The organism is Neorhizobium huautlense (assembly GCF_002968575.1).
Taxonomy (GTDB): Bacteria; Pseudomonadota; Alphaproteobacteria; order Rhizobiales; family Rhizobiaceae; genus Neorhizobium; species Neorhizobium huautlense.
This window is the reverse complement of the sequence record NZ_PVBM01000009.1, coordinates 124,194-136,718: the sequence shown is the minus strand read 5'-3', so window position 1 is coordinate 136,718 and position 12,525 is coordinate 124,194. Positions and strand designations below refer to the sequence as shown.

Below are 12,525 nucleotides of genomic sequence, written 5' to 3'. Positions count from 1 at the left end.
TAGGAGGATTTATGGATCAAGCGACAAGTGACGGCGGCTGGCGGGGCTCCTACGAGGGGTGGCTCGAAGCTGCCTACGTTTCTCTGCTCGAGTCCGGTGTGGATTCGGTGAAGATCCTGCCGCTTGCAAAACGGCTCAATCTTTCCCGGACGAGCTTCTATTGGTTCTTCAAAGATCGCGAAGAGCTGCTGTCCGCGCTGATCTCGCGCTGGCGAGAGAAGAACACCGGCAACCTTGTGAAGCAATCCGAGGCCTATGCGGAGACACTCGCCGAAGCGATGCTGAACGTCTTCGACTGCTGGCTGAACAAGGAGCTTTTCGATTCCCAATTCGAATTTGCCGTTCGCAGCTGGGCGCTTCAATCGCCCGAGATCCTGGCTGACGTGCAGCAGGCCGACCAGGTGAGAATGGAGGCGCTGGGCCGAATGTTCATGCGGTTCGGTTGCGACGAGGGGTCCGCGGATGTTCGCGCGAGAACGACCTATCTGGTACAGATCGGATATATCTCCATGCAATCCAGGGAGGACATCACCCTGCGCATGAAACGCATCCCCGGATACGTCGCGATCTATACCGGCCAGGCGCCCCAGCAGCGGGAACTCGACCGCTTTTTCGCCCGGCATGGCTATAGACAATAGCCCCCACGCCCTAAGGGGACGTCAAGACGACCGATCAAAGCGGGAGATGCAATCGTCGTTCATGATCCCGATGCGGCGGCAGCGTATTCCTTCTGCAGTTCCAGCTGCACCGCATTCATGAAGAGGCTCGCCTGATGGGAGGTTTCTTCCACAGATGCGCCTTGCGCTGAGAGTTCCGCGGAAAAAAGAGCCATTTCCGATCGCCAGAAAAGGTTTGCTTCTTGGCCATGGAGTGTCCGAAGGGCTTGCGCGCAACGTCTCACTTCGGCCGCCCGCCGGTCGGCGGGGAATTGCATCAGGGTCATGCCGTCTCCGTCATTGCCAAACGAATCGCTTGGTGTGGCAGAAGACTGGCCGCCAGTCCTTCACAAAAAGTGAACCTGCCCATCGGTCAGACGATCGTAAATGTCGCGGCGATCCAGAAAGCCGGAAAGGTCGACGAGTTCTTCTTGGATCGGCCATTGTGGAGAAGTACCGTAAGCCCGAGGCGGTGTCCCATTCATGCCAACGAACCGGTGGGAGCCGTAAAACGGCTCCGTGACACTTTGATACAATTTTGGTGCACCGCGGCATAGCTGTGCGACAAATGAGGGTTATTCCTTTCTCGTACCCCAGAGGTACGGCCTAATGAGAAAGGAAACACATGTTCAGGCATCTCATCATCGCACTTACCGCAGGTCTATCTTTCGCCAGCGCAACTCTCGCAGAAGACGGCAAAAACCGGCTGGACCGGACCCAGACGAATAGCATCAGCGTCGAAAGCGACAGCTATCGCAGCTCCGAGCAAACGCCTTTCGGCGCTCGCACCAGCCGCGACGACCGCCGCATCTTCGACAGCGGTGACTATTACGAAGGTGCGTTTCGGCCCAACTAACCCCCGCAGCTCATTCAAGACCCCGATTGCCGCACGGTCGCAAACTCAGGCGCAATCAAAGCACAAGGATTTATACCAATGATCAAGACCACCAGCATCACTTTCTTGCTTGTATCCGCAGCTCTAGCCACCCCGGCCCTTGCCGAAGGTGATTATTACGAGGGCGTTCAGCGTCCGTCGCCGGTAGAGGCTGTCTCGCCGGGACGCAATTCTCTTGGCGATCACAGCAAGACCTTCTACTTTCCGAAGTCGGACGCCGGCTCATTCGCATGGAACACCACCCGCGACGACCGGAAAATCGGCGACAGCAGCGACAGTAGCGGCGACCAAGGAGGCCTCTCGCGCTAGAACCGAATGACATGGCCTCAACCCCGCACGCTGTTGTGAGGTTACCGGCCGAAGCGTCCCAGCAGTCACTCTGCGCCACCCCACGCAGAGGGCTGGTGGGACGGCGGTTTTGGTGAGGAAAAGCCGTGCTCGTGGTTATGTAAATGGGCCGTCCTTTTCCGGACAAATATGATGGCGGGGTCGATCGAATTGAATCTCGTGGGAATTGCAATGGAGACTTCGCCGCATATCGCCGTCGTGGATGACCATCATGACATCCGGGATCTGGTTGGCCAGTACCTGACAAGACATGGCTACAGGGTTAGTCTGGCCGAAAGCGGTGAGACGCTGCGTGAGATCTTGGCGCGCGAGACCATAGACCTCATCGTGCTCGATATCATGATGCCCGGCGAGGATGGCATCAGCATATGCCGACAGCTTCGCGCATCCATGGCAACCCCCATCATTTTCCTCACCGCGATGTCGGAAGACACCGATCGCATCGTCGGTCTAGAAATCGGTGCGGACGATTATCTTGTCAAACCCTTCAATCCTCGCGAACTGCTTGCACGGGCCCGTGCTGTCCTGCGTCGCGTCCAGGGGACGGCAGCGCGACAGAGTGAGCCGATCAAGGGAAGCACTATTCGTTTTGATCAGTGGACCTTGGACTTCGCCCGGCAAGAACTTACCGACAGCGATGGTATAGGTGTAGCCTTGAGCACGGTCGAATTCCGGTTGCTCAAAGCGTTTCTCGATCATCCCGGAATGGTCCTCAGCCGGGACCAACTCCTTGATCTTACCTCCGGAAGAACCGCCGACCCCTTCGACCGCAGCATCGATAATCAGGTCAGCCGCCTGCGCAAGAAAGTCGAAGCAGATCCCAAAAATCCGGCCATCATCAAAACCCATTGGGGCGGCGGCTACAGCCTTTCGGCAAGCGTGGTGAAGTCATGATCTCATGGTGGAAACGAAGTCTGGCCAGACAATTCATAGGCTTTATTCTTTTAGCGCTCGTCGTCTCGCAAGTGCTTTCGTTTCTCATCTCGTGGGATGAGCAGGGCAAGGCGCTGAAGGCGGCCTCCAAAAGCGAGTTTTTCACACGGACGGGTTCGATTACCCGACTCATGGAGGTCATTCCTGCCGAACTTCGCGAAGAGGTACTGCAAGCCAGCGAGACATCCACCACTCGTTTTTGGCTGACAACTGGTCCCCCGACAGATCTTGTTGCCTGGCGGCGCGGCGCGACCTCGCACCTCGTCCGCCCGATCCGCAACGCTGTGGCCCTGCCTCCTGAATGGGGCCTTGGCTCCGCTTCGGGACAATTGGAAGCGGCACGAAGCGTAGAGACCAAAATCAGCTCCACCGCCGGGATGCCTGAATGGATACAGGCTGGCGGCACGCTCTGGCCCTTGGATCAGCCCGCCAGATACACCGATCTCGTGACGTCGAACGGCAGCGGCTCGGGAATGGGGATGGCCGTCCAGCTCAAGAGCGGGCTTTGGCTCAATACAGCCTATTTCAAGACAGCCGGAACACCCTGGTGGCGCTCGCCGTCGCTCTATTCCTTCGCATTAAGCGTCGTGATCCTCTGCGTGATCGTGATCCTTGCAACGGCCCGCATCACTCGTCCCATGCGTCAGCTTGCCATAGCTGCCGACGCTTTGGGGCGCGGCGAGAACATTTCGCCTATTCCCGAAAGCGGGCCCGACGACATCCGCTTGACAGCAGTGTCCTTCAATCGAATGCAGCAGCGGCTGCACCGCTATGTCGAGGACAGGGTCAGGATGCTTGCGGCGATCGGTCACGATTTGCGAACGCCTTTGACTTCACTGCGGCTGCGGGCTGAATTCGTGTCGGATCCCGACGTCCAGCATCGAATGCTCGATACGATCGATGAAATTCAGGCGATGACGGAAGCGACCATAGCCTTTGCCAAGGGCGAGGCATCCACTGAGGAAACCCGTACGGTCGATCTGTGTGCGCTGGTTGAAAGCCTTTGTCACGACCTGGGCGATCTGGGCCACAAAGTCGAATTCACGGAAAGCAAGAAGACCCACTATCGCTGCCGTCCCGGGGCATTGCGCCGCGCCATACGCAATCTCGTGGAGAATGCAGTCAGGTATGGTGGCAGTGCGAGCGTATCGATCGTCGAAACTGCGACCGGCTTCGACATTCTCGTCAAGGATCATGGTCCTGGCATTCCGGAGGAAATGCGGGACAAAGTGTTTTCGCCCTTCTTCCGGATGGAGAAGTCACGCAATCGGGAAACCGGCGGTATCGGCCTCGGAATGTCGATCGCCCGGGCGATCGTGCGGCACCACGGAGGGGATATAGAACTGTCGTCCAACAATCCGGGCCTGATGGTATGCGTGCACCTACCGAAAATGGACCGTGCAAACATCCGACATCGACAGGATGCGATGGCGGCACAATGGACATTATAGGTTGCCATGGCCGGCAATGGTCAACGAAGTTCAACGTTTCCAGCTCGCCGCCCGTGCCTCCCAGCGCTGGATGATTCCGTGCTCGGCGACCAGCATGACAGCGACGAACGAAAGTGAGTAGACGAGTACGTGGGCGGTCTGGAACTGCTGGAAATACAGGTGGATACGGAAACCGACCCCATTGGACCGGCCAAGAAATTCGACGACGAGCACGATCTTCCAGATGATAGCAATGCCGTTGCGTGCGGCCACTGCCAGCCAGGGTGCCAGTTGCGGCAGGACCAGGTGCCGAAGACGCTCCCCGCGCGAAAGCCGGGCCACCAATGCCAGATCATCGAGCGCCGGATCGAAGGACCGTACGCCTTGGCGGATGGTGACCATGACCATCGCCGTCTTGTTGAGCGTCACCGCGACGATCGCCGCAAGCTCGTTGAGCCCGATCCAAAGGTAACAGAGCACGATCAACACCAGCGCCGGCAGGTTCATGAAGATCGTCACCCAAGGATCAGCCCAGCGGTTGAGAATCCGGTGGCGCCCGAGCAGGAAACCGAGCAGGCAACCCGCCGCCATGGCAAGTCCGAATGAGACGATGACGCGCAGAAGTGTCGCGAACAGTTCTCTCGGCAATCGACCGGCCGCGGCCTCCGACCAAAATACCTGCGCGACGTCGACCGGCCCGGGAAGGACGGTCGGGTCCGCTTTCAAGGCGGCGAGGACGGCCCAGAATAGCCCGAACAGGCTGAGGGAAAGAAGGAACACGCCCCCTTGCAACCGGTCTTCGAGGCTCTTCTGCGACATCTGAATTCTCCCGAACCAACTATAGCGGCCGAACCGCATGTCCGATCCGCGACCTTGGTCGTATGGCGACCTCTCGCGCGCTGCATAGAAATCTGGCTGGGAGGATTGCGCATGGGAAGACGCCTGGCCCTACTGAGCTTTTTTGTTTTCTGCATGCTTTTCTCCGGCCGCGCGGCCGGTGCGCCGCTCAGCCGTGAGGCGCTCGCAAACCTGATCGTACCGCCTTACGCGCTTGGCGAGCAGCTGAATGAAAACGGCGTCTGGACACTGCTGAATTCCGGCGGAGCGCAGGCAGGCTATGCCTTCGAGACCGGTCCGCTCGCTCCCCTTCCCGGGTTTTCCGGAGCTCCGATCAACATGCTGGTGCTGATCGACAGGGAGGGCCGGTTCCTCGATGTGCGGCTCATCGCCCACAACGAGCCAATCTTCGTATCCGGCCTTGGGGAAGCACCGTTGCGCGCTTTTCTCGAACAATATCGCGGGCACTCGATCCGGGAGGCGCTCGTCGTCGGCACACCCTATGGCGAGGCCGGGGGCGGCTCCAGTCTCGTCTATCTCGATGGGGTAACCAAAGCCACGGCTTCCGTCCGCATCGCCCATGAAACGATCCTGGCCGCAACGCTCGCGGTCGCGCGGGAGAAGATGCAGGGCGTGACAAGTGGCCCGCCCGTGCATCCCGATCCGTCGGTCGATGAGAAACTCGAATGGACGACGCTCGTCGAACGAGGCTTGGCTCGACATCTCAAGGTGACGAATGCCAAGCTCGATGAGGCCTTCGCGGGCACGAAATGGGCGGATGATGACCCGGAGGCAGCCACTGATCCGGAGGGGCTCTTCCTTGATCTTTGGGTGGTGGATATCGGCCCTCCCGCAATTGCCCGGGCCGTTTTGACCAGGGAAAGTTTTGCCGATCTTCAACGCCTGCTGCGCGTGAGCCCGGACGACGAGCCCGTGTTGGTCATCGACGCCGGCCGCCATGGCCTCGTTTCGGCGGATTTCGTGCGCAACACGGCGCCCGACCGGCTTGCGGCTGCCCAGGATGGTCTGCCTGTTGCCCTACGTGACGCCGACATGACGGTCGAAACCAGGCCGGGCGTGCCACAGGGCACGACCATGATCCTGAGGATCGACCGCCGCCTCGGCTTCGACCCGACGCGGGACTGGATACTCTCCGCCCAAGCCGTGCGCGCCCATGGCATGCTGAAGCCGGAGATGGGTTCGGCCCAGTTCCCGATCACTCTCAAGGCTGATCCCGCCTTTTTCGTCCGGCCGGAAACATCCAGCGTGCGACCACCCTGGCAGGCGGCAATCGTAGACCGGGAATGGGACCTCGCGGCGCTTGGCATTCTGCTTGCGGGCGTGTTCGGCGCAGTCGGCCCCGGCATGCACCAACTCGCCGCACCGACGGTGCTGCGTCCGGCGCGGCTTGCTCTTCTGGCAGTTGTTGTGGGGTTCGTCGGCTGGTGGGGCCAAGGCCAATTGTCGATCGTCACGCCGCTCGCCGCTCTCCGGGCGATAAGCGGCGGCGGTAACCTGGCGGTTCTGCTCTACGATCCCTTTTCGCTCATGGTCTGGGGCGCTGCCATTCTTGGATTTGTGCTATGGGGACGCGGCCTCTTCTGCGGCTGGCTCTGTCCGTTCGGCGCAATGCAGGAATTCGCCCATCATGCCGGTCGCTTGCTTCGGTTGCCGCAATGGAACCCCTCGCCGATCTGGGACAGACGATTAAAGGCCGGTCCATGGCTCTCGCTGGCAGGTCTGGTCGCGGTCACCTTCTTCGCGCCCGAAAAGGCCGAAACCGCAGCGGAGATCGAGCCCTTCAAGACGGCGGTCACAACCTTTTTCCACCGCGAATGGTACTATGTCGCCTATGCCGCTTTCTGGCTATTTCTCGCCGCAGTGACCTTCAAGGGTTTCTGTCGCTATATCTGCCCCCTTGGCGCGATCATGGCTCTCGGCGGGCTGCTTCGCACGCGGAACTGGATACCCCGCCGCCTGGAATGCGGTTCTCCTTGCCAACTCTGCCACGTGCGCTGCCCATACGGCGCGATCCGAAAGACCGGACGCGTTGCCTATTCCGAATGTTTTCAATGCCTCGATTGCGTGACCATCCATGACGATGCGACGCAATGCGTGCCGCGGGTGCTGGCGCATCGAAAGCGCGCGGCCAATCCGGTGACCAGGGTGGGGATCCCGGCATGAACCGCCGCCGCTTCCTGTTCATCGCCGCAGCCGTTGCCTTCCCCGGCCCTGCGCGCGCAGAGGTGACGACTTGGCAGGCAGACATGCTCGGCGGTACGGTGCGCGTGGATCTGCGCGGCCCTCGCGGTCTTTCCCGGCATGTCGCAGACATGATCGGCACGACGATTGCCGAGGTCGAGGCGGCAGCAAGCCTGTTCAAGCCGGATTCTGCCCTCAGCCGATTGAACGCCATCGGCCATCTCGATAGCGCGCCCCAGGCACTTTTCGATCTTCTCCGTCTTGCCGATCACGTCCACCAGGCAACGGGCGGACGGTTCGACCCGACGGTCCAGCCGCTCTGGCGCGCTCTCGCCGAGGGCCGGGACATCGCGCAGGCGCGTGCCACGATAGGCTGGGAACGGGTGCGCTTCGATCCGTCCATTCGGTTGGGCAAAGGGCAGGCAGTGACATTCAACGGCATCGCCCAGGGTTACGCCGCCGACCGGGTGCGTCATCTCCTGGGGAAGGCAGGTTACGCACAGGCCCTTGTGGAGATGGGAGAGTTTGCCGCTCTCGGCGGACCGTTCAGCGTCTCCATCGAGGATCCCGTTTTGGGCCAGGTCGCCATACGCCGGCTCACAGGCACCGCCATCGCAACCTCAAGTCCAGCCGCCATGAGGCTCGGCAATGTCTTTCATATCTTCGGTCCCCATGGCGAGCGGCCCTGCTGGTCGACGATCTCGGTGGAAACGGAAGATGCCGCGATGGCAGACGGTTTCTCGACGGCCTTCTGCCTGATGACCGCCGATGAAATCCGCACAACGCTTGGCCGGATCGGCGGGTTGATGCGCGTGACGGCGGTGGATGCCGCCGGCGACGTCTCCACCTTCTGACGCTAACGCTGCGGCGGTGTGAAGGTCAGGCCATATTGGCTAAAGATGCGGCTGATCTGCCCGTCAGCGAGTGCCTTATCGATAGCATCATCGACTGCGTAGGCGAGATCCTTGTGCTGGAAGTTCACGCCGATGCCTATCGTCCAGTTCCCTCGCGCAAAACCCACGAGTGGGGGCGAATGCACCTTCAGCTCGCCATCCGGATGACGGGTAAGCCCCGCCTCCAGTTCGGCGCGCGGTCCCATCGCCGCCTTGGTATCTCCTGCAGCGAGTCCATCCATGGCGGCCGCGGTAGACCGATATCGGTTGATCTTGCCTGCGGGGCCAATCAGCGACGTGAGATAAAAATCGGCGATCGAGTCGTTTTCGACGGCAACCGGATCGAACCGGAAGAAGGGCGGGGTCGGCGCCTTCTCCTCGTAATCGGTGCCTCGATAGGCGATTGCTATGTTTTCGGTCGCATATTGTCCGGTAAAGGTCACCTGCTCGATGCGGCAGACAAGCTCGCTGTCATAAGGCACATGCAGCATGACATCGCTGACGCGACCGCCGATGGCTGCACCCTTCCAGACATAATTCATCAGGTCGGCTTCAAGATTTTCCCCTGCCGTAACGAGACGGAATTTTGCTTCCACCCCTAAGGCCTTTGCGATCAACCGTCCGACATCGACGTCCACGCCGGCCGCCTTCCCCTTCTCCTCGTAGGACCAGGGCGCATAGTCCGCATAGACTGCGAACTCGATCCAGCCCTCTTCTATGATCCGGTCGAATTCGCGGCCGACATCCTGTGCGAATGTGTTCTGCGGCTTGGCCTGAGGCACATAGCCCTCGCAGCGGGCAAGGGCGCCGCCCGGAAGGGCGACGCCGATTGCCAGGGCCAAAAAGGCGCAGCGCATCATGGCGGCTACTGGGTGGCCGAAAGGCCGACCGTCAGCACCTCCGCGGCCTTCTTCCAGCTTTCAGGCTTGTCGGAGAGGATACGCGCCGCCTCGTAGGTGACACTGTCGGCGACCGGCGCTCCGGAGGCCGTCTTCACGTCGGTGGCGATCGTCTCTAGTTCCTTCTTGAGCGCCGCGGTATCGGCGACCTTGCCACTGCCAAGCTCGTCACGGATTTCGTGGAGGCGCTTTGCATGGGGATCCAACGCCCCATCCTCTGGGCGGGTCTCCACATAGGTGCGGATGGCCCAGGCCGCCTTCTGGCCAAGGATATCGCCAAAGGCCGGCATCTTGGTCGTGCCATCCTGGGTGTAGCCGTGACGGAAGCGCTCGATGAACCATTCGTCACCGTATTCCTCTGCTTCGAGGAGGCGCAGATCGGGCGCAAGGCCGCCAGAAACCGCGCCGAGTCCATGACAGCGTGCACAATTCTGGTTGAAGCCGGATGCCCCGATCTCGACCGCCTTCAGCCACACCTCGTGGCCGGCTTTTGCCTCGCGATAGGGGTTTTCGGTCAGCCACTCCTCGCCCACCTCCGGCAACGCGTCCGTGTTGACCGGCTGCGGCGCGACATCGCCGTGGGCGATGACCAGACCGGTCGTCGCCATGAGGATGAAAGCGGCGATCCCGCCGCGAATGCTATTGGCCGTCATGCGGTCCTCCCTCGCATTTCCAACTCGGCATTTTGTAAGGCAGCGCGGGTGCGGCGCGATATGCGACCTAGGTCGCGACATCCCATGACACCAAGGTCGTATTTCGGGCATCCCCGCATGCCGCCATTCTGATGCAGGGAGGATGCGAGATGGCGGAAAGCTTCAGGGATCGGAAAGGTTTGTGGCTCGCGGCCGCGATCTTCTGCTGGGCTTCCTCTGCCACGGCCGAAATCGCAGTACCCATGATTTACATGAGGCAGGAAATCCAGCCGCCGCCGGTCCTTTCCAATCTCGATCCCATTCCGAAAGACCGAGGCATTGCAGGGGCGGAGGTCGCGCTGGCCGACACGAAAACGACCGGCCGCTTCATGGGTCACGACTACAGCCTCGCACTCGTCTCGGTCGAGCCCGGCGGCGATTTCCTCGCGGCGGCCCGCAAGGCGCTTACCTCGTCGAAAATCCTGTTTCTCGACGCGCCGCCGGAAGGCATTCTGGCGGTGGCCGACCTGGCCGAAGCCAAAGGTGCCCTTCTCTTCAACGTTTCCTCCGGCGCAAAGCGGCTTCGCCACGTGGATTGCCGCATGAACGTGTTTCACACCATGGCGGAAGACGCGATGCGCACCGATGCGCTGATGCAGGCGCTGAAAGCGCGGCGCTGGGTCCGCACGGTGCTGATCGTCGGTCCGAAACCCGAGGACCGGACCTTTGCCGACACTTTGCGCACCTCGGCGCAGAAATTCGGCATCGACATCCTTGTCGAGAAAGACTGGACCTTCAACACCGACTTGCGGCGCGCCGCAGGTCGCGAGATTCCGCTGTTCACCCAGGACTTTCCCGATCACGACGTCCTGTTGATTGCCGACGAGGCCGATGATTTCGGGCGCTACGTGCAGGACAACACATGGCTGCCACGTCCGGTCGCCGGTTCGGAGGGCCTGCGTGGCGAAGGATGGGCGCCGGTGCTTGAGCAATGGGCCGCAGTGCAACTCCAGAACCGCTTCGAAAAGGCAGCGGGCCGTGAAATGGGCTCGCGCGACTATGCCGCCTGGGCGGCGGTTCGCACCATCGGCGAGGCTGTCACCCGGACCAATTCCGGCGATCCGGTCGTTCTGCGCGAGTTCATCCTGTCGGCCAAATTCGCCCTCGACGGCTTCAAGGGCCGCAGCCTCAGTTATCGCGACTGGGACGGCCAACTCCGCCAGCCGATGGCCGTCGTTAATGCCCGGGCGCTGGTCGAACTCGCACCGCTCGACGGCTACCTGCACCAGACCAACGAAATGGACACGCTGGGCCTCGACCGGCCCGAAAGCGCCTGCACCGCCTTTGAGGGATGAGATGAGATTTCCGGCTCTGCTGATTGCACCTCTGCTGGTCGCCATGCCTCTTCAGGCGGGCGCGGGGGAGATCTGGGTAACGAACGAAAAGGACGATACCATTTCCGTCATCGATACGGTGCGCCTGGAAGTCGTACGCACCATCCCAACCGGCGAAAGGCCACGTGGAATCACCTTCAATTCCGACCGCAGCCGCGTCTATATCTGTGCATCCGACAGCGATACGGTTCAGGTGATGGATCCCGCCACCGGAAAGATCCTGCACGATCTGCCCTCCGGCGAGGACCCGGAGCAATTTGTACTCGCGCCCGACGACAGGCATCTGTGGATCGCCAATGAGGATGACGCGGTGACGACGGTCGTCGACGTCGAGACCAGGCAGGTGGTGGCCCAGGTCAATGTTGGCATCGAGCCGGAGGGCATGGCCGTTTCGCCGGACGGCAAGATCGTCATCACCACATCGGAAACGACCAATATGGCGCATTGGATCGACACCGAAACCAAGAAGATCTTTGCCAACACGCTTGTCGATGCCCGTCCGCGTCATGCCGAGTTCGCCAAGGGTGGAGCAGAACTGTGGGTCTCGTCGGAAATCGGCGGCACGATCACCGTCTTTGACGTCGCAACACAGGCCGAGAAGGCCAAGATCCGCTTTGAGATTACGGGCATCAAAGCCGACCTTGTCCAGCCCGTGGGTTTCGAATTCACCCCGGACGGCAAAACCGCCTTCGTGGCGCTGGGCCCCGCCAATCACGTGGCAGTGATCGATGCCGATACGTTCAAGGTAAGGACCTATGTCCTTGTCGGGCGCCGGGTTTGGCATCTCGCTTTCTCGCCCGACCACAAGCAGCTTTTCTCCACCAACGGTGTCTCCGGCGATGTGACCATCATCGACATCGCGTCGCTGGAGCCTGTGAAATCCATCAAGGTTGGGCGCTTCCCCTGGGGCGCGGCTGCCCGGCCATAACGATCGAGAGAGGACATGATGAAGAACGCAATTCTGGCAGCCCTGGCGCTTGCCGCCATGCCCTTCGCAGCGCTGGCGGACGACGATGACGACAACAAGGGCAAGGCAGGCATGGGTCTTGCCGGCATCCTTTCAAAATCCAATCGCGAAGCGCTGCCGAAGCTTACGCTCTCGGCAGGCCAGCCGGTTGCCAAGGGTCCCCTGAGGCTGAAGTCCGGCAGATATTACACGCTGGAAATCAAGGCGGACGGCAGCCAGGAGCTGGCGCTCGAGGGAGCCGGCTTCTTCCGCGCCATCTGGATCAACGAGATCGTCATCGAGGGCATCGAGATCCGGCCGCTCGGAGTCGATTCCATTGAATTCGACGAGGGAGGCGAGGCGGAAATCAGTTTTGTCGCCATCAAACCGGGCAGCTACCATCTCAAGGTGCCCGGCAGCAAGGGCGATACGCAACAGGTCTCGATCACCATTGAATGAG

At 60.9% G+C, this 12,525-nt stretch carries 14 protein-coding genes; 10 read left to right on the top strand and 4 right to left on the bottom strand.

Annotated elements, in window-relative coordinates; all coding sequences use genetic code 11:
* The first annotated feature begins 11 nt into the window (after positions 1–11).
* Positions 12–638, top strand: a complete 627-nt coding sequence (locus C5L12_RS12575) for a TetR/AcrR family transcriptional regulator (RefSeq protein WP_105372384.1) — start codon at positions 12–14, stop codon at positions 636–638.
* Positions 639–697: 59 nt separating this feature from the next.
* Here C5L12_RS12575 and C5L12_RS12570 read toward each other — a convergent pair whose 3' ends face one another.
* Complete coding sequence (locus C5L12_RS12570) at positions 698–934, bottom strand: DUF6074 family protein (RefSeq protein ID WP_245422885.1); 237 nt, start codon at positions 932–934, stop codon at positions 698–700.
* A 347-nt stretch (positions 935–1,281) separates the two neighbouring features.
* Between C5L12_RS12570 and C5L12_RS12565 the strand changes: the two genes are divergently transcribed.
* From C5L12_RS12565 to C5L12_RS12550, 4 genes are all read left to right on the top strand, one after another.
* Positions 1,282–1,512 (top strand): hypothetical protein, encoded by a 231-nt coding sequence (locus C5L12_RS12565; protein WP_105372382.1) that lies wholly within the window; start codon positions 1,282–1,284, stop codon positions 1,510–1,512.
* Between the two features lie 78 nt (positions 1,513–1,590).
* On the top strand, positions 1,591–1,860 hold the full coding sequence (locus C5L12_RS12560) for a hypothetical protein (RefSeq protein WP_105372381.1): 270 nt from the start codon (positions 1,591–1,593) through the stop codon (positions 1,858–1,860).
* A 210-nt stretch (positions 1,861–2,070) separates the two neighbouring features.
* Positions 2,071–2,793 carry a response regulator gene (locus tag C5L12_RS12555; protein WP_105372436.1) on the top strand — a complete coding sequence of 241 codons (723 nt, stop codon included), beginning with the start codon at positions 2,071–2,073 and terminating at the stop codon, positions 2,791–2,793.
* Complete coding sequence (locus C5L12_RS12550) at positions 2,790–4,283, top strand: HAMP domain-containing sensor histidine kinase (RefSeq protein WP_105372380.1); 1,494 nt, start codon at positions 2,790–2,792, stop codon at positions 4,281–4,283. The genes C5L12_RS12555 and C5L12_RS12550 overlap by 4 nt, the downstream gene beginning before the upstream one ends.
* Positions 4,284–4,313: 30 nt before the next feature.
* On the opposite strand, the gene C5L12_RS12545 is transcribed toward C5L12_RS12550, so the two are convergent.
* The gene (locus C5L12_RS12545) at positions 4,314–5,081 is read right to left on the bottom strand and encodes an ABC transporter permease (protein WP_105372379.1); all 768 of its coding nucleotides are present in this window, start codon (positions 5,079–5,081) and stop codon (positions 4,314–4,316) included.
* Between the two features lie 111 nt (positions 5,082–5,192).
* Here C5L12_RS12545 and C5L12_RS12540 point away from each other — a divergent pair, with 111 nt between their 5' ends.
* Together C5L12_RS12540 and C5L12_RS12535 are read left to right on the top strand one after the other, a co-directional pair.
* Positions 5,193–7,283, top strand: a complete 2,091-nt coding sequence (locus C5L12_RS12540) for a 4Fe-4S binding protein (protein ID WP_105372378.1) — start codon at positions 5,193–5,195, stop codon at positions 7,281–7,283.
* Positions 7,280–8,155 (top strand): FAD:protein FMN transferase, encoded by an 876-nt coding sequence (locus C5L12_RS12535; RefSeq protein ID WP_105372377.1) that lies wholly within the window; start codon positions 7,280–7,282, stop codon positions 8,153–8,155. The genes C5L12_RS12540 and C5L12_RS12535 overlap by 4 nt, the downstream gene beginning before the upstream one ends.
* A gap of 2 nt (positions 8,156–8,157) precedes the next feature.
* Here the strand turns inward: C5L12_RS12535 and C5L12_RS12530 are convergent, their stop codons facing one another.
* Positions 8,158–9,054, bottom strand: coding sequence for a transporter substrate-binding domain-containing protein (locus C5L12_RS12530; RefSeq protein ID WP_205839338.1), 897 nt, complete (start codon positions 9,052–9,054; stop codon positions 8,158–8,160).
* A gap of 5 nt (positions 9,055–9,059) precedes the next feature.
* Positions 9,060–9,746, bottom strand: a complete 687-nt coding sequence (gene pedF / locus C5L12_RS12525; RefSeq protein ID WP_105372376.1) for a cytochrome c-550 PedF — start codon at positions 9,744–9,746, stop codon at positions 9,060–9,062.
* A gap of 149 nt (positions 9,747–9,895) precedes the next feature.
* Between pedF and C5L12_RS12520 the strand changes: the two genes are divergently transcribed.
* Genes C5L12_RS12520 through C5L12_RS12510 form a run of 3 tightly spaced genes read left to right on the top strand, consistent with a single transcriptional unit; the run spans position 9,896 to position 12,524 of the window.
* Positions 9,896–11,080, top strand: a complete 1,185-nt coding sequence (locus C5L12_RS12520; RefSeq protein ID WP_105372375.1) for an ABC transporter substrate-binding protein — start codon at positions 9,896–9,898, stop codon at positions 11,078–11,080.
* A 1-nt stretch (position 11,081) separates the two neighbouring features.
* Complete coding sequence (locus tag C5L12_RS12515; protein ID WP_105372374.1) at positions 11,082–12,047, top strand: YVTN family beta-propeller repeat protein; 966 nt, start codon at positions 11,082–11,084, stop codon at positions 12,045–12,047.
* Between the two features lie 18 nt (positions 12,048–12,065).
* Entirely contained in the window at positions 12,066–12,524 is a 459-nt protein-coding gene (locus C5L12_RS12510; protein WP_105372434.1) for a cupredoxin domain-containing protein, read from the top strand.
* The last annotated feature ends 1 nt before the right edge of the window (position 12,525 follow it).